Source organism: Pseudomonas sp. dw_612 (assembly GCF_018449725.1).
GTDB lineage: Bacteria > Pseudomonadota > Gammaproteobacteria > Pseudomonadales > Pseudomonadaceae > Aquipseudomonas.
The window spans coordinates 114,064-133,991 of sequence record NZ_JAAVVC010000022.1; the positions used below are offsets into that span (position 1 = coordinate 114,064).

Below are 19,928 nucleotides of genomic sequence, written 5' to 3' on the forward strand. Positions count from 1 at the left end.
TCAATTATTCTCGCTTCACACGAAAAGCTCAGCGCCCATAATGGCACGCTGCTAACAAATTATTTGATTTGAAGATTCTGTCAGGGCGTTGATGAAAAACTCGTTTGGTTTCACCTGCTATTTGATTGGGCTGAGCGTGCTCGGCTACCTGGGCATGGACATGTATCTCCCGGCGTTCGGCGTCATTGGCGGCGATTTGCACTTGTCGGCCGGCGCGGTCGGGGCGAGCCTGAGCATCTTCCTCGCCGGGTTTGCCGTCGGGCAATTACTGTGGGGCCCGTTGTCCGACCGCATCGGTCGCAAACCCGTGTTGTTGATGGGCCTTAGCCTGTTCGCACTGGGCTGCCTCGGCATGTTCTGGGTCGAAACAGAGGTGCAACTCTGGGCGCTGCGCTTTATCCAGGCCGTCGGCGTGTGCTCGGCGGCGGTCAGTTGGCAAGCGCTGGTGATCGACCGCTACCCGGCACACCAGGCCAACCGCCTATTTGCCGGGATCATTCCGCTGATGTCCCTGTCGCCCGCACTCGCGCCACTGCTGGGCGCGATGCTGCTCAAGCACTGGGGCTGGGAAGCGATTTTCGCCGTACTGCTCGGCATCAGCGTCGCATTGTTGTTGCCCACTGCGTTGCTCAAAACCACACCGAAACGCCTGACAGCCAGCGGCGAACGTTCCCGTATCAGTTTCGGACAACTCCTCAAGACACCGGCCTTCAGCGGCAACGTGCTGATCTACGCTGCCTGCTCGGCGGCTTTCTTCGCCTGGCTCACCGCCTCACCCTTCATCCTCGGCGGCATGGGCTACAGCCCCAGCGACATCGGCCTGAGCTACGCGCTTCCAACCTTGGGGTTCCTGATCGGCGGCTTCAGTTGCCGCAGTTTGCTGCAACGGATCAGCGGCCAATTGATGCTGCCGTGGCTGATCCTCGCGTTTTGCCTGAGCATGGTCGCGCTGTACCTGGTGGCGACGTTGACCACACCGACCCTGACCACATTACTGATCCCGTTTTGCCTGATGGGATTGGTCAACGGTGCCAGTTTCCCGATCATCATTACGAATGCGCTGATGCCATTCCCGGACAACTCCGGCAAGGCAGCGGCACTGCAAAATGCGTTGCAACTGGGAGCGTGTTTTGGCGCGAGCTTGCTGGTGTCGACGTGGATCGAGCAGCCGTTGCGGATAGCAGTGGTGGTGATGCTGGGGACGGTGCCGATGGCGGTGTTGGGGTATTGGATGCAGGGACGGAAGCGGGGAGAGGTGGAACGGTTTGGGCGGGTTGAGACAGATCAGTAACGGAGTTCTGAAAACCCCCAAACAAAACACGCTCCCTGTAGCAGCTGGCGAAGCCTGCGTTCGGCTGCGAAGCAGTCGCGAAATAAGCCAGCGCGGTGCATCTGGGAAACCGTGTACTCAGGTTTTACGACTGCTTCGCAGCCGAACGCAGGCTTCGCCAGCTGCTACAGGTTGGGTTTAAGGCACGAAAAAGCCCGGCTGATCAGGCCGGGCTTTTTGTTGAGTATCGCGATGAAACCATTCATTTATGCGGTGCGGTTCTGGATCAGACGGTCGGAACCACCTTCAGCAACGCGTTTTTCGAGCAGACGATCCGAACCACCTTCTGCGACGCGTTTTTCGAGCAGACGATCCGAGCCACCTTCGGCTACGCGGTTCTCGATCAGGCGATCAGAGCCACCTTCAGCAACGCGGTTTTCGATCAGGCGATCAGAGCCACCTTCAGCAACGCGTTTTTCGAGCAGACGATCAGAACCACCTTCAGCAACACGATTCTCGATCAGGCGATCAGAGCCACCTTCAGCAACGCGGTTCTCGAGCAGACGATCCGAACCACCCTCAGCAACACGGCTTTCGATCAATCGATCCGAGCCGCCTTCAGCGATCATGGTGTGAGAGGAAGCGGCAAAAGCGTTAACTGCGAAAACCGAGAAAGCGATGCTGAGAAGGATTTGGCGTTTCATGATGGTGTGCTCCGGGGAGTTATTGGTTGGTATGGACGCGATGTTACGCCCCGGAATTTTTAAGAGAACTTCATTGATGTGATGGTGACTATCGACGCTGGCAATGGTTGAGGAGGGCGCCGTTGACCGGCGATTTGCCACCCTGAACCCGCGATTTAAGGTGCCGTCAGGCAGAAGTCAGATGATTCACTATTCTGTCATCACAGCCGATAGCCTTATGTGCAAGCGCCTTGCATCCACGACCAGCGGGAAATTATGCCGAACAATTTCGCCCCTATCGTCTCAACGCTCGCCAATCGATCGAGCCTGTCGCTGGCACGTGCCTCTCTATTCAAATTCGTGGGGCTATTGGCGGCCGTGTTTTTACTGGCCAGCGGTTCGCTGATTTATCTCGCGCATGATCTGGACCGCACAGAAGAGGTCGAAAGCGCTTTCTACACAAAGAAGGCCGTGCAATCGCTGGAAAAATCCCTGCGCTCAACCGTCAAGGACTACGCCTTTTGGGGCGATGCCTACAAGCATCTGCACACAGATATAGACGTTGACTGGGCCTACACCCGACAAAACGTGGGTTCAACGCTGTACACGGATTTTGGCTTCCAGGGGGTATTTGTCGTCGACGACGCCAATCGCACCGTGTACTCCGTGATCAAGGGTGAGCTCAAGCCCGTTGACGCCGCCGAGTGGCTGGAGCAGTCCTCCCTGGCCGGGATCCTCGATAAAGCACGTGCCGGCGCAGAGACAGAGACGCCTACAACCACTTTCATCGATGTAAAAGGCATACCCACCCTCATCGCGGCCGCCGCCATTACCCCGGGAACCGACCCGAGCGTAGTGCCTGATGAGAAGCCGCCGTCGGTGTTGATTTTCGTGGATATGTTGAACAGCACCAAGCTGGCCCTGATCGGCGACGATTTCGGGGTCGATCGCCTGCACGCCGCCACGCCTGACGAAACGGGCACAACGTCATTCCTTGCATTGGGCGATGACGGCACAGCCGGTCGCCTGCACTGGAGTTCATCACAGCCCGGCCTGCGTTTATTGGGGGTAGGGTTGCCGTTGATCGGCATCGCTGCGCTGTTGGTGTGCCTGATGACCTGGTTCATTTTGCGTCGTGCGACCGCTGCGGCGCAGGCACTTGATGCCAGCTACACATCGCAGCAACGCAGTCAGGACGCTCTCGCTACCAGCGAAGCGCGTTTTCGCGACGTGGTTGAAGCCAGTTCGGACTGGGTCTGGGAGATCGATGCCGACTGGCGTTTGACCTTCTTGTCCGAGCGATTTGAAGTCGTTACAGGACTTTTCAGAGACGCCTGGACCGGAGCTGTGATCGATGATCTGTTGCACCTCGAATCCGGCACGTTATCGCAGTGGCTCAGCATTCCGAAGCGCCGTCCCGACATCAGCGTCCAGTGTCGCTATATCGACAGCAAAGGTCAGGAGCGAATCACCCGTCTTTCAGCTAGAAAAATGACCGGGGACGGATTCCGCGGGACCGCGACCGATGTCACAGAGGAAGTTGAAGCCCGTCGCCGGATCGAATTCCTCTCGCAGCACGACGCCTTGACCGGTCTCCCGAACAGGACACGTCTTCAGGAGTTTCTGGACGGAAAACTCAAGGCATTGCCGACGGCAGAGCAACCGCTGATCATGCTCAGCCTGGACCTTGATCGGTTCAAACCGGTCAATGACTTGCTCGGGCATGCCGCCGGTGATTTGGTACTTAACCAAGTATCGACTCGCCTGGCCGACTGCGTACGCGATGGGGACCTTGTTGCCCGTGTCGGGGGAGATGAATTTGTCCTGATCCTCACGGATGTCAGCACCCAGGACGAGGTCGAGGCGCTCTGTCGTCGCCTGATCGACTCGATTGAGCGGCCTATAGAAATCGGCGAACAGGAGGTGTTCGTCAGCGCCAGTATCGGCATCGCGATGGCGCCAACGGACGCTTTTGAGGCGGCCGAGCTGCTTCGCTACGCGGACATTGCGTTGTACGAGGCAAAGGCTGGAGGGCGCAATACCTGGCGCTTTTACGCAGGCGACATGAACGCCAGGATCATTGAGCGGCGTCGCCTGGAAAGCGACCTGCGCTATGCGATCAAACATGGTGAACTGCGCCTGCATTTCCAGCCTCGCTATCGAATCTCCGACGGTCAGATGGTTGGCGCCGAAGCGTTGGTACGCTGGCAACACCCTGTACGCGGGTTAATTCCGCCCGACACGTTTATCCCGATTGCCGAAGAGTCCGGGCTGATCCTCGCGTTGAGCAACTGGGTCATCAATACCGCCTGCAACTGCGCCGCCCAGTGGCCGAACAGTTTGTTCGTTTCCGTCAACCTTTCACCAATCGAATTCAGGCAAGGCAACCTGATCGAGCGCATTCAGCAAACATTGCACGACTCTGGCATCGACCCTGCCCGGGTAGAACTCGAAATCACCGAAAGCGTCATGCTTGAAGATGCCGCCGGCGCACTGGAGGTGATGCGAACACTCAAGCGCCTCGGCGTGCGGATATCCATGGACGACTTTGGCACGGGATATTCGTCACTGAGTTACCTGCGCGAATTCCCTTTCGACGGCCTGAAAATCGACCGCAGCTTTTTGAGCCGCTTGGTTGAAAGCGAGGATGACAAGGCGATCGTCCAGGCCATCGTCGGGTTGGGACGTGCGTTATCACTCACCGTGACGGCAGAGGGCATTGAAACGGCGGAGCACCTGCGATTGCTGAAAGCGGTGTCCTGCGATGAAGGTCAAGGCTACTACTTGAGCCGGCCGCTGGAGATTGAGGCGTTTAACGCCTTGGTGGAACATGCAGGAGCAAAAAGCATCGTTTGAATCGCCTCGGTGGGAAGCTGATGGCTAATTGATTTCAAAATGTTACCGCGGCCACGGTTTTTTTGTTAGATTGCGCGCCTCAAAAATTAACCAGGGAAGCGTTATGTTTTTTGTTATTTGGCAAGGATGGGGCCTTCTGGCAGTTGTTATCCCGCTACTCTGCGTCATACCTTTCGCCGGGCTCGGCAATGGGCTCGGGCTGGGTGTCGGCCTATTGGTCGGCGCGGCCGTCAACGCCTATGTTGGCCACCGGATGAACAACCAGCCGGGCAAGATCTACATCGATAGAGACACTGGCGGCGAAGTCGTCTTTCGCAAGAAACACACGCTGTTCTTTGTGCCGATGCAGTACATCTCGGTACTGTGGGTGGTGATGGGTATCTTCATGTTGTTGAATGCGCACTAAGACCTGATTTCAGGTACAAAAAAGCCCGGCTTATCAGACCGGGTTTTTTGTTGAGTCCCGCGATGAAACCATTCATTTATGCGGTGCGGTTTTGGATCAGACGGTCGGAACAGCCTTCAGCGATTGAGACAGATCAGTGATGCAGTTCTGAAAATCCCAAACAAAACACGTTCCCTGTAGCAGCTGGCGAAGCCTGCGTTCGGCTGCGAAGCAGTCGCGAAGTAAGCCAGCGCGGTGTTTCAGGCAAACCGTGCACTCAGGTTTTACGACTGCTTCGCAGCCGAACGCAGGCTACGCCAGCTGCTACAGGTTGGGTTTAAGGCACGTATCGCGATGAAACCATTCATTCATGCGGTGCGGTTTTGGATCAGACGGTCGGAACAGGCTTCAGCGATCGAGGCAGATCAGTAACGGAGTTCTGAAAATCCCAAACAAAACACGTTCCCTGTATCAGCTGGCGAAGCCTGCGTTCGGCTGCGAAGCAGTCGCGAAATAAGCCAGCGCGGTGCTTCAGGGAAACCGTGCACTCAGGTTTTACGACTGCTTCGCAGCCGAACGCAGGCTACGCCAGCTGCTACAGGTTGGGTTTAAGGCACGAAAAAGCCCGGTTTATCAGACCGGGTTTTTTATTGTCTTGAATTTGCCGCGTCATCGACAGGCAAAGCAGTGCCTTAATGAGTTGCGACACGATGGCTTAAGATCATCGACGCTGGAATGGACCTCTCGACTCAAGGACGCGACATCTATGGAAACTGGCTTTTCTCAAATCAGCGAGCGTTTGAACAATCGCCGATTTACGGTAGCGGGTAACGCCCACGGGGTATCCGGTGCCGGCACCGTATTTCATTACCAGGTCGAAGACGCTGCCATTTCGGGCACTTACCAGGGCGGCAGGATTCGCATGGGGCATCAAGTCGGGCGCGTGACAGGTCCCGATAGCATCGAGCTGCTTTATCACTGCTTGACGACGGATGGCGAGATGCTTGCCGGCTGGTCTCGTGGCACGGTTGGCGTTGATGACGCAGGGCGCACCACGTTGGCCTTCGTATGGGGCTGGTTGTCGGGCGCGAGCGGGGGCGGGGAGTCGAGCTACGTCGAGCTTGTCGCATAGCGGCGTGTCAGATGTGAAAAAGCCCGGCTGATCAGGCCGGGCTCTTTGTTGGGGACTGCTTTAAGGCTATTTACTTATGCGGTGCGGTTCTGGGTCAGACGGTCGGAGCCACCTTCAGCGACGCGGTTCTGGATCAGACGATCCGAACCACCTTCAGCGACGCGTTTTTCCAGCAAACGATCCGAGCCGCCTTCAGCAACACGATTCTCGATCAGACGATCCGAACCACCTTCAGCAACACGGTTCTCGATCAAGCGATCCGAACCACCTTCAGCAACACGGTTCTCGATCAAGCGATCCGAACCCCCCTCAGCCACGCGGCTTTCGATCAACCGATCCGAACCCCCTTCAGCGATCATTGTGCGAGAAGGCGCGGCGAAAGCGTTAACTGCGAAAACCGAGAAAGCGATGCTGAGAAGGATTTGGCGTTTCATGATCGTGTGCTCCGGGTGTTGTTAGTTGGGTATGGAGCGGATGTTACGCCGGGGATTTTTTATGAGAACTTCATTGACGTGATGGTGACTATCGACGCTGGCGATGGTTGAACAACCACCGCCTATACCTGAGTCCAACGGCTCACTTATCGTCAGAAACTGTACTTCGCCGTCAGCCCATAACTGCGCGGATTGCCATAGGTATCCGTGGAGCCCCACACAGTGCTGCTGCCAATCGCCGCGTAGTAAACGCGGTCGAAGATGTTGTTGGCGTTCAGTTGCAGGTCCAGGTGCTCATTGACCTTATAACCCGCCATCAGGTCCGCCACGGCGTAGCTGCCTTGTTCCACACGATAACTGCCATTGGCCACGTCCACGTCGTTGTACATGCGGCTCTGCCAATAGACGTTGCCCCCCACGCGGAGTTTTTCCAGCGGGCCCTGGAGCCGGTAAACGGTCGACAGCTTGAACAGATGCTCCGGCGTGTCAGTCTCGAAACGCTGATTTTCGTTGGCCGGGTCGGTGTCCTTGATGTAGTGGGCGCGGGTGTAGGTGTAGCCGGCGCCGACCTGCCAGTTTTCGGTCAACGCGCCTTGCAGTTCCATGTCCACCCCTTGGCTGCGCACCAGGCCGGACGTTTCGTAGCAAGTCAGCACCGGGCAGCCCAGTTGAGTGGCGGCTTCGGTGGCGCGGTTTTTCTGGTCGGTCTGGAACACCGCCAGACTCGCGTTGAGGGCACCATCGAAGTATTCGCCCTTGATGCCGATTTCGTAGTTTTCCCCCACGATCGGATCAAGCAATTTGCCGGAAAGGTCCTGCGAGGTTTGTGGCGTGAAAATGTCGGTGTAGCTGGCGTACACGGAGTGGTGATCGTCGAGTTTGTAGATCAAGCCACCGTAGCGCGTCAGGTTGCGGGTGACCTTGTAGTCGCCGTCTCCCGAGCGGTCGTCGTAGTCATACCAGTCCAGGCGCCCGCCGAGAATCAGCGTGAGCGGGTCGGCGAGGCTCAACCGGGTGGTCAGGTAAACCGCGTCCTGCGTGGTGATGTTGTGGCTTTTGCCGTCACGCACGAAGTCCGGCTTCGGCGCGCCGATCGGCAACCCGGTGTCGTAGGGGCTGTAGTCTTTGCTGGTGTTGTCGTAAATGCGCTTGCTGGTGCCGATCACCACTTCATGGGTGCGCCCGAACGCTTCCACCGGGCCGCTGGCATAAGTGTCAAACGCGGTCTGCTTTTCGTCTTGCCTCGATTGCCATGCGGTGGTTTCCAGCGGACCGTCGTAGCGCGACAGGTAAGTCCCGGAGAACATGCCGTCCAGCGTTGAAGTCGAGCCGGCGAAGTGCAGTTTCCAATCATTGTCGAAGCGATGCTCGATGTCGCCGAACACCGTGTCGACCCGCAGCTTTTTGTTTTCCCAATCGGTGCCGGGGTAGGTGGAGCGGGGCAGGTTCAGGTGATGACCGTCCGTGCCGAGCGGCAAACCACCCCAGAAGAAATTGGTTTGGTCTTCCTGACGAGAGAAGCCCAGGGACGCGGTCGTGCTGTCGCTCAAGTCCGCTTCCGCAATCCCGTAGAACAGGCCGTGATCGCTTTGCTCCTTGTCGCGGAAACTGTCGGCATCCCGGTAAGAACCGACCATCCGTCCGCGCAACGTGCCGTTGTCGTTGAGCGGACCGGAAGCATCAAACTCACCGCGATAATCATCCCAACTGCCGGCCGCCCCCGTCAGGCTGACCTGCGGCGTGAACGTCGGGCGTTTGCGCACCATATTGATCGCCGCTGATGGATTGCCAGCCCCGGTGACCAGCCCCGTGGCACCGCGAATCACCTCCACGCGATCAAACATCGCCAGATTAGGCTGCACGCCCATGGTGTAGCCGGAATACGAACTCGGCAGACCGTCGTACATGATGTTGTCGATGTCGAAACCACGAGAACTGTACGTCTGACGCCCGGGTCCGCTGGACTGACTGAGGAACAGGCCGGGCGTGTTCTTCACCACATCGTTAACGCTGGTCATGGCCTGATCGTCCATGCGCTGGCGGGTGATCACCGTCACGGCCTGCGGGGTTTCACGCATGGTCAACGGCAACTTGGTCGCGGTTTGCATCGGGCCGGTGGTGTAGGAACCGGTGCCTTCAGTGGTGGCACCCAGTTGTTCGCTGGTGATGCTGGTGGCGTCCAGTTCTAGCGTTGCAGGCGGGTTCGCGGTTTCGGCGGCGATAGCGGCATGAGTGCTTGCGAAGTAGATGGCGATGGCCAGAAGACCCGGTGAAAAAGGCGTGCGGTTTTGCGGTTGATGCCCAAGCATGAATCTGACGCTCCCTGACGGCCATCCATGGCAATGATAATCGTGTTGAGAATTATTCTCGTCAGTGTGGCAGATTGTTTCCTTCCTAAAAACCCATTGGAGACAGGGGTTTAACAAATTTTTCACATTTACAGCGGCGGGGCGAAGCGTCAAAGAGGGGCTGACCGCGCATTCACGCGAGGCTATAGGGAGGTTGGGTACAAGCGGAAATACGCTGCAAACGACCGAAATCTGCAACCAGCAACCCCAAACAAAACGGGCGCCTTCAAGGCGCCCAGTTTTCATTCAGGTCAAACGATCCGCGACCATCAGCCCTCCTGAGGCCACTGATCTTCTATTTCAAACCAGGAGGCTTTCGACGAGACACACACGTGTTTCTGCTTGGTCGCGTGGAACGCCGTATCGAGCGTACCAATCGCAACCGAAATCCAATCCGGAAACTCGCCATTCGAATCCGACCAGAACAACGAAGTCCCACAGTTCGAACAAAACTGCCGCGTGATCCCGGCCGACGATTGATAACGCTTGAGCGCATCCACACTGCTCGCGATCGAAATGGCCGATCTGGGAACACTGGCATACGTCGCGAACGCGGCGCCATGCGCCTTCCGGCAAATGCCGCAATGACAGTGCGACACGGCTTTCAGTTGACCCGAAACCTCATACTTCACGGCCCCGCACAGACAACTGCCTTGATGAAATTCATCCATGTTCATCGGTTACTCAAATAAAAAAGAGGTGGGTAAGGGCACAGCGAACGCCGAACAAGTTTTCGCCGATCAATCCTGAGCCCGTTTAATCGCATAAGCGAGTGTGGCGGCTTCGTCCCTGAGCGCATCGAACGTTTCATTCAACTCAACATGCCCGGGTTTCCAGGCAAACACACCCTCGACAAAACGTTGGCCAAGCACAAGATCATTGAGCGAACCCATCCCGCCGTAGGCTGACAACAGATACTCAACCCCGTAGGCATCCCCGTTCAACAAGTGCGCCCGCGCTTTGCGCATCCACTGACCCCAGTGAACGGCGCCTTCGCTTTCAAGCACCACGGCAAGTTGCTCAAGCACGCCAATAAGCTGCTCAGTCTTCGGTCCCATTATTGAAATCACCCAAACTGCGGAACGATGGACTTGCCCAAATAATTCACCGCCGCCACGTACTGCCGGCCAGTCACGCTGACCAACCTCGCATGACACTCACAGCAATAGTCGTCGCTACCGTTTTCAAAGTTAAACAACACCGTCGCCTCTTGCAGCGCCGAAAGCGCGAAACCTTCCGCCCGAAGAATCTCCTCAAAACGCGATTTCAACGCATTGAGCCCGTTGGACAAATAGGGATGACTTTTCAACGCCGCAGGACACGGCTCGTCTTTCGTCAAATCAACCGCCGCAATCCTGACACCCAACGGCCGCAACGCTTCGCTGAAATGGGGATGAACCCAGGACAGCGAACTGCCGGCATGGTGAGCGAGGCTATGACACACGCTACTGAGGCGTTTATGGGAAGGCATTCACAGTCCTTGCGAAGTCGGGGCGAGGCGAGCGACGGATTCTATGCCTCCACGCGTCCAACCGACAAAAAAAACGGGTGCCTGCACGGCACCCGTTTTCACTTACTCCTTAACCTGCGCCCGCAAGCGCCGACCGATCACATCCATCAAATCACAGCCATCGCGTAACGGAATGACCAACAACCTGCAGAAATCCGCCAACACCACCGTGTCGCAACCGATCTCGGCGCGGTAGGCAATGTTCTCCAACACCTGCGTGACCGTGCGGATGCGGTAATCGGCCATGGCTTGCAGAACGTCGAGTGGAGCGTGGGTGTCGATGAGCAGGGAAGCCGGGACCAGGTCGATTCCGGTGATAGGCATGTATCTTTCCATAAACGTAAAACTCCGATCAAAGCAAAGGTTGACTGCCCCTCAATCGTCGCCAAACGAATGGGTGACAGCTGTACGCAGGTTGGCGAACCGGGATCGGAAAACCGGCAGACCCGAAGGTCTCCCGCGCACAGCTGCCATAAAGACAGCTTTGCGAACGTGCAACAGCGTCTGCAAGAAAGCACAGAGCTTTTGCACCCGATCAAACAGGTCGCCAAACCTGATCGCCATTTGGGCGACGGGGCGGACTATAAGCCCCAAAAGCATAGGGATCAAGGCGGAGGATTCCGATGTTGGTGTAGGAGTGCGCAGGCTCTATATCGCATGTCTTCAAAAATGCTATGCCGAAAAAGTGACAGTTTTCCTCTTGGTTATTCACTTTGGTTTTAAAGGGCTTTTTGTTTTCAACTACGTTGTTAGTGAGATGCGACAAGATTTAAGGCGCTTAAAAATAAAAGGGATGGCTGATTTATGTTTATCGAACGACGAATTAATGCTGCTTCAGGGTCAGTTGACCTATGGGAGTGTAGATGGGACAACTCCGTTGCTCCGGCACACAAAATCTATATAAGAAATATAGGGCCTGAGCATTCTCCTACTCCTCCAGTTGAGTTTTTTAGTGAAAAGTCAACGGCAATATGCTGGTCTTACGGTCGTACCCTTGGAAATATAGCGGTCTTCACTGATACAATTTTAGGTAATTTTCCGGCTACTTCAGGCTGCGATGCACAGTTGCCGTGTTCAATTATTAATGCTGGAAAGTTTAGGAATGGTGCTCATCGTTGGTGGTGTACTACTCACCAAACGCACTGGGGTAACATGGCGGATCAGAAGTTGTATGCGGAATCTCAGGTCATGCGGTGTGCAAATCACGATCAAGGAATGAATTATGTAGTAAATCCGTACTCGATTGATGTCGATGGTAATGCTGAGGTAGGAGTTTGGTGCTCAATGCCTGCTGCAATATCTACAGAAAATATTGAGTCGCGCGCCCCTAAGATACATGTTCACGTACGAGAGGTCGAAGGAGGAAGGAAACTGGTTGATAGAGATTTTTTAGCAGTCTCGATGCGTTATAGTCCAGAGGCAGGACTGTTTCGAAATGAAGAGATTACTCATGTGCAAATTACGCCCCCAGCAGCTTTTGATTTTGTATATTGTCTTGAAAATAATATAACAATGGGTTGCGTGAATTGCTCTCATTGCGGATATCCTCATTTGGATTTGGCAGAGTTTGCTCGAGTGCCTCATAGAAAGCATTTTTGTGGAAATTGCGGAAGAGATAGCACTTGGAGTAAAGAAGCTATTGCTTCCACGCCATTGAAGCCGCTGTATGAGAAGTATGCGCACACATTGACTTATGTAACTCCTGGCGTGGAGCTTGATCTGGATCTTGATATGTACAAGGATTGTACTTATACGATATGGGCCTCTACTCCAGCGGTTCTGTGGACCGCTAAACGGCCACAGGAATTTGGTATTCATGTGCACGTTCATCAGGGGCGCAATCGAATTATTGACGATACATTTGGGACGGTAAAATTAAATGGTCAATACCTGTCTAGGGAAAATCTGGTGTCTGATATGATGGGCAGGACTATTATCTGATTAGTACTGCGGTTGTATTGAATTATTTTGTTTTTATTCGTTCGTACAATATGTGGTTGAGATGCAGTTCTGTTATTTTGATTCTGTTTTTATATCTTTTTATCATAGGAGGTGTTCGAGGACTGTGGAAGTAACTAACGTTTTTATGTTGTCGTAATTGCTGGGGGATAGTTCGATTTTTAGCTCGTCTGCACATGCATTCAATGCCTGCATTACCAAGCGCTCTATATCCATTTCTCCCGCCGTATTATGCGGAGATTTTTCTGATGATAGGTATTTCTTGGTAAATATTCTAACTAGCTCCGGTGGTGGGTTGATCTTGCGAGGGGCGCTTTTTGTTAACATGATTTTTATATCAGTCATGGAGTTTCGGAGTTCTTCGATCGCGGAAGTCAGGAACTCTTCTTTGCCGACTGTTTTTACATCTATTTTTGATACGACGAATTGACCAAAGTGACCTAGGAAAGTGGTAAAGCCGCTTTCTTTTGAAGCAGTATACGTCTTCAAGACCTTTTCTTTTAGTTTTGCTTTGAATGCTACTATTGATGGGTAGTGCAAGTCTCTTGGGTATTCGATATGCTCGATGACACTTGTGTCAAACGAATAATTTGTTTTGTCGTCTTTAATGATTATGGTAGGTTTGTCGAATGCTAGTCGCATTCCGAGTTCAAACATAACATTTGGATTTTTTGCGCTAACATCGCAGATTACCATTTCATTGTTATAGATGTTTTGGACGATCCTTTTTTGTATTACACCTATCTCGTCCGCATCACTTACAAGTTCTGTGGTGAATGAAGTGCCGATAAGTGATTCCTTTACCAGTAGTGCAACCTCTATCCAATGGGATGCTGGACAACCATCGATAGCGGATATTGGCATGATTAGCCCACACTTTAGCTTTGGTTCTATTTCGATTGCTTTAATGTTGTCTGTCATTGACTAATCCTTGTGAGAATGTATGCCAAATAAAAATGCTCTATGCGCTTAGAAGACGTTGGAGCCACATTTCTATGAGCCAGTATCAAAGTAGTCGCAAATCGCCATCCCAGCCTTTAAATAACTGAGAAATCTCAAATCCCATTTTTTCCAATGCGATCCCATTTCCCCATGACGTAGACTCCACCCACCTCGATCACTTGCCACCCCGAGCCCTACGCATGCAAACACCCAGTCCCACTATCCCCCTCTGGAAAACCTACCTCCTTTTCCTAGCCCCCATGGTCCTCTCCAACTTCCTCCAATCCATGTCGGGCACCATCAACAGCATCTACATCGGCCAAATGCTTGGCACCCAAGCCTTGGCGGCGGTATCGGGCATGTTCCCCATCGTCTTCTTCTTCATCGCCCTGGTCATCGGCCTCGGTGCCGGCGCCGGCGTGCTCATCGGCCAAGCCTGGGGCGCGCGGGAAACCCATCTGGTGAAAACCATCGCCGCCACAACTCTGCTGTTGGGCGCGATGATTGGGTTGGTGGCTGCGGTGTTGGGCAGTGTGTTCGCAAGGCCAGCCTTGCAGGGTTTGGGCACGCCGGCGGATGTGCTGGATGACGCGGTGGCTTACGCGCACGTGATGATGTGGATCATGCCGTCGCTGTTGGTGTACGTGTTGTTCACGCAGTTGCTGCGTGGGGTGAGTGATACGGTTTCGCCGTTGGTGGCGTTGGTGGTTTCGACGTGCATCGGTCTGGCGCTGACGCCTGCCTTGATTAAAGGCTGGCTGGGTTTTGCGCCGATGGGGATTCAGAGTGCGGCGTTTGCGGGGTTGGCGGGGAATTTGTCGGCGATGGGGTGGTTGGCGTGGAGGTTGATTCGCAAGGGGCATCCGTTGGCGCCGGATCGGGAGATGTTTGCGGCGATGCGCTTGGACCTGGATATTCTGGGCAAGGTGTTGCGTATCGGGTTGCCGACCGGGTTGCAGATGGTGGTGTTGTCGGCGTCGGAGTTGGTGATTCTGGCGTTGGTGAATCAGCACGGTTCCCAGGCGACGGCGGCGTACGGGGCGGTGACGCAGATTGTGAATTACGTGCAGTTTCCGGCGTTGTCGATTGCGATCACCGCGTCGATTCTTGGGGCGCAGGCGATTGGGGCGGGGCGGTTGGAGCGGATTACGCCGATTTTGCGCACGGGGCTGTTGATTAATGTGTGTTTGACCGGTGGCTTGGTGTTGTTGGGTTATTTGTTGTCGCACTGGTTGTTGGGGTTGTTCCTGACCGAGGATTCCACGCGGGCGATGGCTGAGCATCTGTTGCACATTATGTTGTGGAGTCTGTTGGTGTTTGGCTTCCAGGCGATTATCGGCGGGATCATGCGTGCCAGTGGCACGGTGTTGGTGCCGATGGCGATTTCGATTGTTTGCGTGTTATGCGTGCAGTTGCCGGTAGCGTATCTATTGGATGCGAAGTACGGATTGCAGGGTGTCTGGATGGCGTTTCCGGTGGCGTATTTGGGGATGCTGGCGTTGCAGACGGCGTATTACAAGTTTGTCTGGCAGCATCAGAAGATTGAGCGGTTGGTATAGGCCATTGATTGATGTGCGCTTTGGCGATGTATTATGCCCGCCCACCACAGATCGCCTGAAGTTACCGCAATTTAATGACAATTCTAGAGTGCTTTTCCGTTGAGCTAATCGACGCCGTCAATCGTTGGATGATTGATTCATGTCCTGAAAACGCGGTCCGATTGGATCGAATCGCGGGTCGGCTCCCAATCGAGTTCAGATCTCGTGACGAGCCGGTTTTCAGACGGGTCGCGCTTGGTAAGAAATCCGTCTGGAATTTGCTTGGCGACGAGTGTTTGCTTGAGAAAATTTCGTCATGGACTTTGAGTGAGGACGTTGCCAAGACGTTTGCTAACGGCGTTCCACCGAAGGGGGAACAGGGGGTGATATTCAGGATTGACCCTACGGAGGGACGAACAGTGATTAATCTGGCCCGTCTTCTAGAGTCCGACGGATTTCGCAGAGCTGTGGCGACTCACGCTGGGGCCGTCAACAACCTCGAATATGGTATAGGCGAGTTCCGAAACACGGAGCTTGAAGTACTCATTGACTGTAAGTCTGTTCATCCCGACCGAATTGTTTCTTTTGGCGGGTACTCCGGTAGTAAGGAGGAAATCATTCGACTGGCGAGCCTTCAGCAATTCAACAGGGAGCCTGCACCAGAAGATCAAGAATATTTAGAACGATGCTTGAGTGAATCCAAGTTTAAGCTAGGGGCAAGATGGCTAACGGAGCAACAGGTTCAAGACATTCGAAAACGCATGGAAGTTCGGATAGACAGCCTTCGTTTGATCAAGAAAATACAAAATTCATCAGTGGATCAATAGCCGTTCAGTGTGCCTGAGGGATGTGGCGTGACGTTAACCGCCAAGATCGCAGCCATGAACAATCGGCAATGTTTTCAGGCCGCTTGGGGTTTGGATATGCGCGACCAGGTAGGGCTTTCCGGTCGCTTCCAACGCATGAAGGTGGACCGGGCCGAAAAAGTTTAGCGCCGTCAGCAGCGCCTGGACTTTTCCGGGATCGGGATCGAACACATCCAGCGCCACCAGCTCACAGCCTCGATCCAGCATTGCAGTCGCTGGATGGGGCGCTTGCTCCCATTGAATCAACGTCGGTGCCGAACCGTTCAGCGGCAGGCTGCCGTCGGCGGGGATGGTGATTTGCCAGGACAGGGTGCCCCGGGTCATGGGTTCGGGGTTGCCCACGATGTTGCGGCAGGCATCGTTTATGGCTTGGATATCGTCGGTGCGGGCGACCCAGGTTGCCAGGCGTGGTGGTGCATCAACAGGCAAGTCATCCATGCCAAACCAGCGCGGTCGGTCGGGGCGTTGGGCGGATGGGTCGATGGCGATCACTTCCAGGTAAGTATCAGGCCCCAGGCGCAGCAGCCGATTGTGGGTGCCCATGCGCGGATGGGCGCCGCCGGGTTGGAGGTCTACGCCGAGCGCGCCGGTGACGAAGGCGCAGCCGGTGTCGAGGTCGGGGGCGACGATGGCGAGGTGGTCGAGGGTGGTTTTCATGTGCTCCGTGCCTTTGTGAGGATTTGTCTGCCGGGATCGATTTCAGGTTTATACACCGTCCAATGTGGGAGCGGGCTTGCTCGCGAAGGCGGGGTGTCAGTCAATGTAGATGTTGGCTGATAGGACGCCTTCGCGAGCAAGCCCGCTCCCACAGGGGATTTGGGGTGGTGTGGGTTTTATGGGTTGCCTGCCCAGACGCCGGGCCGGCGCTGATGCCATGGCATTGCCACTTCCAATTGCCCCGCCAGTCGCAACAACACATCTTCCGCGCCGAAGCGTGCCGCAAACTGTAGGCCGATGGGCAGGCCGCGCGACATCCCCAGCGGCAACGAGATCGCGGGCGTGCCCGCGACGTTGAATACCGGGGTAAACGGTGAGTGTTCAAATACCCGCGCGGTCCATTGCAAGCCGTCCATGTTTTCCGCGCCGAGGTTGTAGGTGCCCAAGGCCTGGGGCAGGCGCGGCAGGGTGGGTGTCAGCAGCACGTCGAAGTCGTCGAACCAACTCGCCACGCTGCGGGCGATGAGGTTGCGGGTTTCCAGCGCGGCGGCGAATTCGACGGCGCGGGCCTGTTGGCCGTAGGCGTAGCAGGCGAGGGTGGCGGGTTCGAGGGTGGTCAGGTCGATGGGGCGTGAGGTGGCGGCGGCGAGGCCGTCGATCCAGCGGACGAGGGTGGCACACCAGATGTGCGCGTTGGCTTCGACGAAGGCGTCCCACGAGGTGCCGAGCGGGGCGTTGACGGGTTCGACGCTGTGGCCGAGGGTTTCGAGTTCGCGGGCGACGGCGTGGGTGGCGTCGGCGATGTCGGGGGCGAGCGGGGCGCCATTCCAGGGTGTGTCGAGCATGCCGATGCGCAGCCGTCCCGGGTCGCGGCCCACTTGGGCGAGAAAGCCTTCGGCCGGTGCGGTGGTGTAATACGGATCGCCGGGCGCGCCGCCCTGGACAATGTCCATCAACGCCGCGCTGTCGCGCACGGTTCGCGACAGACCGAGTTGCACGCCGAAACCGGCAAACACTTCGTCCAGCGCCGGGCCGTTGGAGGCGCGGCCGCGCGTCGGTTTGAGGCCGACCAATCCGTTGAAGGCTGCCGGTACGCGGATCGAACCGGCGGCGTCGGTGGCATGGGCAATCGGCACGATACCGGCGGCGACCGCAGCACCTGAACCGCCGCTCGATCCGCCGGCCGATAACCGGAGGTCCCACGGGTTGCGGGTCGGGCCTTGCAGGGCGGATTCGGTTTCGGTGCTGAAGGCCATTTCCGGCGTGGTGGTGCGGCCCAGCGTGGCGAGGCCGGCGGCGTTGAAGCGTTGCATCAGGTACGAGTCGGATTCCGCCACCAAGCCTTGCGCCAAGCGGCTGCCCAACTCTACGCGTCGGCCTGCCGAGGTGATGGCCAAATCCTTGATCAGGAACGGCACACCGGCCAGCGGCCCCGTGCCTTCGGTCACGCCGGGTGACCAGGTTTCGATGACGGCGTTGATCTGCGGGTTGACCCGGTTGACGGCGGCCAATGCGAGCTCGGCCAGTTCTGCCGGGGTGACTTCGCCGGCTGCCACCAATTGGGCGAGGCCGATGCCGTCGAAATTCGCGTATTCGTTCAAATTCATGAGCAGTCTCCACTTAAGAGACTCGAGGATAGGGCGCGGGCGGACCGCTGATTAGCCCATAAAAGCGGTATGGAATGTACCGTTAGTGGCACAATCCAGCGATTCCACCATGACAGGCATTTCCATGATCCGGGACTTGAATGACACGCTGGTGTTCGTGCGGGTGGTGCGTCTGGGCAGTTTTACAGGGGCGGCCCAGGCCTTGCAGATTCCCAAGACCACCGTCAGCCGCCGCGTGCGCGAGCTGGAGCAGGCCATCGGTGTGCAACTGTTGCGCCGTACCACCCGACAGTTGAGCCTGACCGAGGCCGGGGCGGTTTACTACGAGCAATGCAAGGACATCGCCGCGACCCTTGAGCACGCCGAACTGGCCGTGCATCAGTTGCGCGATGGCCCGCGCGGCTGGTTGCGGGTGACGGTGCCGTACTCGTTCGGGGTCAGTTGGTTTGCGCCGTTGGTGGCCGGGTTTCGCCAGGCGTATCCGGAGATCAAGCTTGAGATATTGGCGTCCCACGTGCCGCTGGACTTGGTGGGGGAGGAGATTGACGTGGCGTTGCGTCTCGGCGCGTTGCCGGATTCGAGTCTGGTGGCTCGGCGGTTGGCGAGTTATGCGACGGGCATCTACGCCGCGCCGGAATATATCGAGTGTCATGGACAACCGGCGACGCCCGAGGATTTGATTCAGCATTCCACGCTGGTTCTGAATCAGGCTAGGCGTGATGTCGGTTACGTCTGGCCGTTGCGCAAGGCGGGCGCCAAGTTGCGCAATTATCGGGTTGAGCCAACGATCATTGCCAATGACCCGGCGCTGGTAAAGGATGCGCTGCTTGCCGGTGAAGGGCTGAGCTTGGGGATGGATCGGAGCATGCAGATTGACGTTGAGGCAGGGCGGTTGCGCAGGGTATTGCCGGAGTGGATCGGCCCGCCGCAGGATCTGAATGCGGTTACGGCGCGGGAGCATTTGCCATCGCCGAAGGTGACGGCGTTTATCGGGTATTTGAAGGGGCGGATGTCGGGTTCAGATGAGCGATGAATACCTGTGGCAAGGGCGCTTGATCCAGTGGGTCCACGCTCGCGCCAGTGGAATAAACCGTGGTTATTTGCTTTAGTCCACCTATCGCCGACCAACACGCGCGATGCCCCAATCATAGAAAGCCTGACTGGAGAATCTCATGCGCGTTCGATTCCTGCGCTGCGCTGCAATCGCTGTCGCCATGGTCTTCGCCGCCGGGGTTCAAGCCGTCGAGTACCGCCAAGTCAACGCCGCCGCCAGCCAGATCAGCTTCACCTACAGCCAGTTCGGCTCGCGGGTGTACGGCACGTTCGGCCAGTTCGAAGGCACCCTCGATTTCGACACGCAAAACCCCTCGGCTGCCCACGCCGCGCTGAGCATTCAGCTTGCCAGCATCGACGCCGGTAGCAGCGATGCCAATACCGAACTGCAAAAGCCTGCCTGGTTCGACACCGAGCACTTCCCGCTAGGTGTCTTCAAATCCACCAGCGTCAAAGCCCTTGGCGACAACCGCTACCTGTTTACGGGCGATCTCACCCTCAAAACCATCACCCGCCCAGTGGAGGTTCAAGTCCAGCTGAAAGCGGAAAGTGGCATCGGCGTGTTTGTTGGCGAGTTCGCACTCAATCGTGATGACTTCAACATCGGCGAGGGCGAGTGGGCGGATGGCGTGGTCTCCAAAGACATCAACATCCGCTTTCGGATAGTCGCGCCGGAGCAGTAACCACA

General features: G+C 56.2%; 18 protein-coding genes and 1 pseudogene. 8 read left to right on the forward strand and 11 right to left on the reverse strand.

The features are described 5' to 3' along the window. Positions 1-91 precede the first annotated feature (91 nt). The gene (gene punC / locus HB680_RS26710) at positions 92-1,291 is read left to right on the forward strand and encodes a purine nucleoside transporter PunC (RefSeq protein WP_213941394.1); all 1,200 of its coding nucleotides are present in this window, start codon (positions 92-94) and stop codon (positions 1,289-1,291) included. 245 nt (positions 1,292-1,536) lie between these two features. Here punC and HB680_RS26715 read toward each other — a convergent pair whose 3' ends face one another. Continuing rightward, positions 1,537-1,974, reverse strand: a complete 438-nt coding sequence (locus tag HB680_RS26715; RefSeq protein ID WP_213941412.1) for a phage infection protein — start codon at positions 1,972-1,974, stop codon at positions 1,537-1,539. A gap of 255 nt (positions 1,975-2,229) precedes the next feature. On the opposite strand from HB680_RS26715, the gene HB680_RS26720 reads away from it, so the two are divergent. The 3 genes from HB680_RS26720 to HB680_RS26730 all read left to right on the forward strand — a co-directional run bounded on the left by HB680_RS26720 (position 2,230) and on the right by HB680_RS26730 (position 6,326). Further along, a complete protein-coding gene (locus tag HB680_RS26720) occupies positions 2,230-4,809 on the forward strand; it encodes an EAL domain-containing protein (protein ID WP_213941395.1) in 2,580 nt (859 codons plus the stop codon). 103 nt (positions 4,810-4,912) lie between these two features. Then, positions 4,913-5,215, forward strand: coding sequence for a hypothetical protein (locus tag HB680_RS26725; protein WP_213941396.1), 303 nt, complete (start codon positions 4,913-4,915; stop codon positions 5,213-5,215). Positions 5,216-5,960: 745 nt separating this feature from the next. After that, complete coding sequence (locus tag HB680_RS26730; protein ID WP_054615259.1) at positions 5,961-6,326, forward strand: hypothetical protein; 366 nt, start codon at positions 5,961-5,963, stop codon at positions 6,324-6,326. A gap of 74 nt (positions 6,327-6,400) precedes the next feature. Here HB680_RS26730 and HB680_RS26735 read toward each other — a convergent pair whose 3' ends face one another. From HB680_RS26735 to HB680_RS26760, 6 genes are all read right to left on the reverse strand, one after another. Continuing rightward, the gene (locus HB680_RS26735; RefSeq protein ID WP_213941397.1) at positions 6,401-6,760 is read right to left on the reverse strand and encodes a hypothetical protein; all 360 of its coding nucleotides are present in this window, start codon (positions 6,758-6,760) and stop codon (positions 6,401-6,403) included. Positions 6,761-6,912: 152 nt separating this feature from the next. After that, positions 6,913-9,069, reverse strand: coding sequence for a TonB-dependent siderophore receptor (locus tag HB680_RS26740; RefSeq protein WP_213941398.1), 2,157 nt, complete (start codon positions 9,067-9,069; stop codon positions 6,913-6,915). 308 nt (positions 9,070-9,377) lie between these two features. Continuing rightward, positions 9,378-9,779, reverse strand: a complete 402-nt coding sequence (locus HB680_RS26745; protein WP_213941413.1) for a GFA family protein — start codon at positions 9,777-9,779, stop codon at positions 9,378-9,380. Positions 9,780-9,848: 69 nt separating this feature from the next. Continuing rightward, positions 9,849-10,166 carry a hypothetical protein gene (locus HB680_RS26750; protein WP_213941399.1) on the reverse strand — a complete coding sequence of 106 codons (318 nt, stop codon included), beginning with the start codon at positions 10,164-10,166 and terminating at the stop codon, positions 9,849-9,851. Positions 10,167-10,174: 8 nt separating this feature from the next. Further along, the gene (locus HB680_RS26755) at positions 10,175-10,579 is read right to left on the reverse strand and encodes a hypothetical protein (RefSeq protein ID WP_213941400.1); all 405 of its coding nucleotides are present in this window, start codon (positions 10,577-10,579) and stop codon (positions 10,175-10,177) included. Between the two features lie 102 nt (positions 10,580-10,681). Further along, complete coding sequence (locus tag HB680_RS26760) at positions 10,682-10,954, reverse strand: hypothetical protein (protein WP_213941401.1); 273 nt, start codon at positions 10,952-10,954, stop codon at positions 10,682-10,684. Positions 10,955-11,422: 468 nt separating this feature from the next. Here HB680_RS26760 and HB680_RS26765 point away from each other — a divergent pair, with 468 nt between their 5' ends. Then, on the forward strand, positions 11,423-12,559 hold the full coding sequence (locus tag HB680_RS26765; protein WP_213941402.1) for a hypothetical protein: 1,137 nt from the start codon (positions 11,423-11,425) through the stop codon (positions 12,557-12,559). 102 nt (positions 12,560-12,661) lie between these two features. On the opposite strand, the gene HB680_RS26770 is transcribed toward HB680_RS26765, so the two are convergent. Continuing rightward, positions 12,662-13,498: a hypothetical protein gene (locus HB680_RS26770; protein WP_213941403.1), complete on the reverse strand. Its 837-nt coding sequence runs from the start codon at positions 13,496-13,498 to the stop codon at positions 12,662-12,664. 221 nt (positions 13,499-13,719) lie between these two features. On the opposite strand from HB680_RS26770, the gene HB680_RS26775 reads away from it, so the two are divergent. Next, positions 13,720-15,078: an MATE family efflux transporter gene (locus tag HB680_RS26775; protein ID WP_213941404.1), complete on the forward strand. Its 1,359-nt coding sequence runs from the start codon at positions 13,720-13,722 to the stop codon at positions 15,076-15,078. Positions 15,079-15,917: 839 nt separating this feature from the next. Here HB680_RS26775 and HB680_RS26780 read toward each other — a convergent pair. The 3 genes and pseudogenes from HB680_RS26780 to HB680_RS26785 all read right to left on the reverse strand — a co-directional run bounded on the left by HB680_RS26780 (position 15,918) and on the right by HB680_RS26785 (position 18,187). Next, positions 15,918-16,580, reverse strand: coding sequence for a VOC family protein (locus HB680_RS26780; RefSeq protein ID WP_213941405.1), 663 nt, complete (start codon positions 16,578-16,580; stop codon positions 15,918-15,920). Positions 16,581-16,645: 65 nt separating this feature from the next. Next, positions 16,646-16,732: pseudogene (locus HB680_RS33145) on the reverse strand (metal ABC transporter ATP-binding protein); the annotation flags it as partial. A 24-nt stretch (positions 16,733-16,756) separates the two neighbouring features. Then, positions 16,757-18,187, reverse strand: coding sequence for an amidase (locus HB680_RS26785; RefSeq protein WP_213941406.1), 1,431 nt, complete (start codon positions 18,185-18,187; stop codon positions 16,757-16,759). Positions 18,188-18,296: 109 nt separating this feature from the next. On the opposite strand from HB680_RS26785, the gene HB680_RS26790 reads away from it, so the two are divergent. Continuing rightward, positions 18,297-19,220 (forward strand): LysR family transcriptional regulator, encoded by a 924-nt coding sequence (locus HB680_RS26790; RefSeq protein WP_256735633.1) that lies wholly within the window; start codon positions 18,297-18,299, stop codon positions 19,218-19,220. Between the two features lie 139 nt (positions 19,221-19,359). Next, the gene (locus tag HB680_RS26795; protein WP_213941407.1) at positions 19,360-19,923 is read left to right on the forward strand and encodes a YceI family protein; all 564 of its coding nucleotides are present in this window, start codon (positions 19,360-19,362) and stop codon (positions 19,921-19,923) included. The last annotated feature ends 5 nt before the right edge of the window (positions 19,924-19,928 follow it).

Bases quoted from the DNA above. Each gene is read 5' to 3' on its own strand.
- punC (WP_213941394.1), top strand. From the start codon at position 92: ATGAAAAACTCGTTTGGTTTCACCTGCTATTTGATTGGGCTGAGCGTG.
- HB680_RS26715 (WP_213941412.1), bottom strand. From the start codon at position 1,974: ATGAAACGCCAAATCCTTCTCAGCATCGCTTTCTCGGTTTTCGCAGTT.
- HB680_RS26720 (WP_213941395.1), top strand. From the start codon at position 2,230: ATGCCGAACAATTTCGCCCCTATCGTCTCAACGCTCGCCAATCGATCG.
- HB680_RS26725 (WP_213941396.1), top strand. From the start codon at position 4,913: ATGTTTTTTGTTATTTGGCAAGGATGGGGCCTTCTGGCAGTTGTTATC.
- HB680_RS26730 (WP_054615259.1), top strand. From the start codon at position 5,961: ATGGAAACTGGCTTTTCTCAAATCAGCGAGCGTTTGAACAATCGCCGA.
- HB680_RS26735 (WP_213941397.1), bottom strand. From the start codon at position 6,760: ATGAAACGCCAAATCCTTCTCAGCATCGCTTTCTCGGTTTTCGCAGTT.
- HB680_RS26740 (WP_213941398.1), bottom strand. From the start codon at position 9,069: ATGCTTGGGCATCAACCGCAAAACCGCACGCCTTTTTCACCGGGTCTT.
- HB680_RS26745 (WP_213941413.1), bottom strand. From the start codon at position 9,779: ATGGATGAATTTCATCAAGGCAGTTGTCTGTGCGGGGCCGTGAAGTAT.
- HB680_RS26750 (WP_213941399.1), bottom strand. From the start codon at position 10,166: ATGGGACCGAAGACTGAGCAGCTTATTGGCGTGCTTGAGCAACTTGCC.
- HB680_RS26755 (WP_213941400.1), bottom strand. From the start codon at position 10,579: ATGCCTTCCCATAAACGCCTCAGTAGCGTGTGTCATAGCCTCGCTCAC.
- HB680_RS26760 (WP_213941401.1), bottom strand. From the start codon at position 10,954: ATGGAAAGATACATGCCTATCACCGGAATCGACCTGGTCCCGGCTTCC.
- HB680_RS26765 (WP_213941402.1), top strand. From the start codon at position 11,423: ATGTTTATCGAACGACGAATTAATGCTGCTTCAGGGTCAGTTGACCTA.
- HB680_RS26770 (WP_213941403.1), bottom strand. From the start codon at position 13,498: ATGACAGACAACATTAAAGCAATCGAAATAGAACCAAAGCTAAAGTGT.
- HB680_RS26775 (WP_213941404.1), top strand. From the start codon at position 13,720: ATGCAAACACCCAGTCCCACTATCCCCCTCTGGAAAACCTACCTCCTT.
- HB680_RS26780 (WP_213941405.1), bottom strand. From the start codon at position 16,580: ATGAAAACCACCCTCGACCACCTCGCCATCGTCGCCCCCGACCTCGAC.
- HB680_RS26785 (WP_213941406.1), bottom strand. From the start codon at position 18,187: ATGAATTTGAACGAATACGCGAATTTCGACGGCATCGGCCTCGCCCAA.
- HB680_RS26790 (WP_256735633.1), top strand. From the start codon at position 18,297: ATGACAGGCATTTCCATGATCCGGGACTTGAATGACACGCTGGTGTTC.
- HB680_RS26795 (WP_213941407.1), top strand. From the start codon at position 19,360: ATGCGCGTTCGATTCCTGCGCTGCGCTGCAATCGCTGTCGCCATGGTC.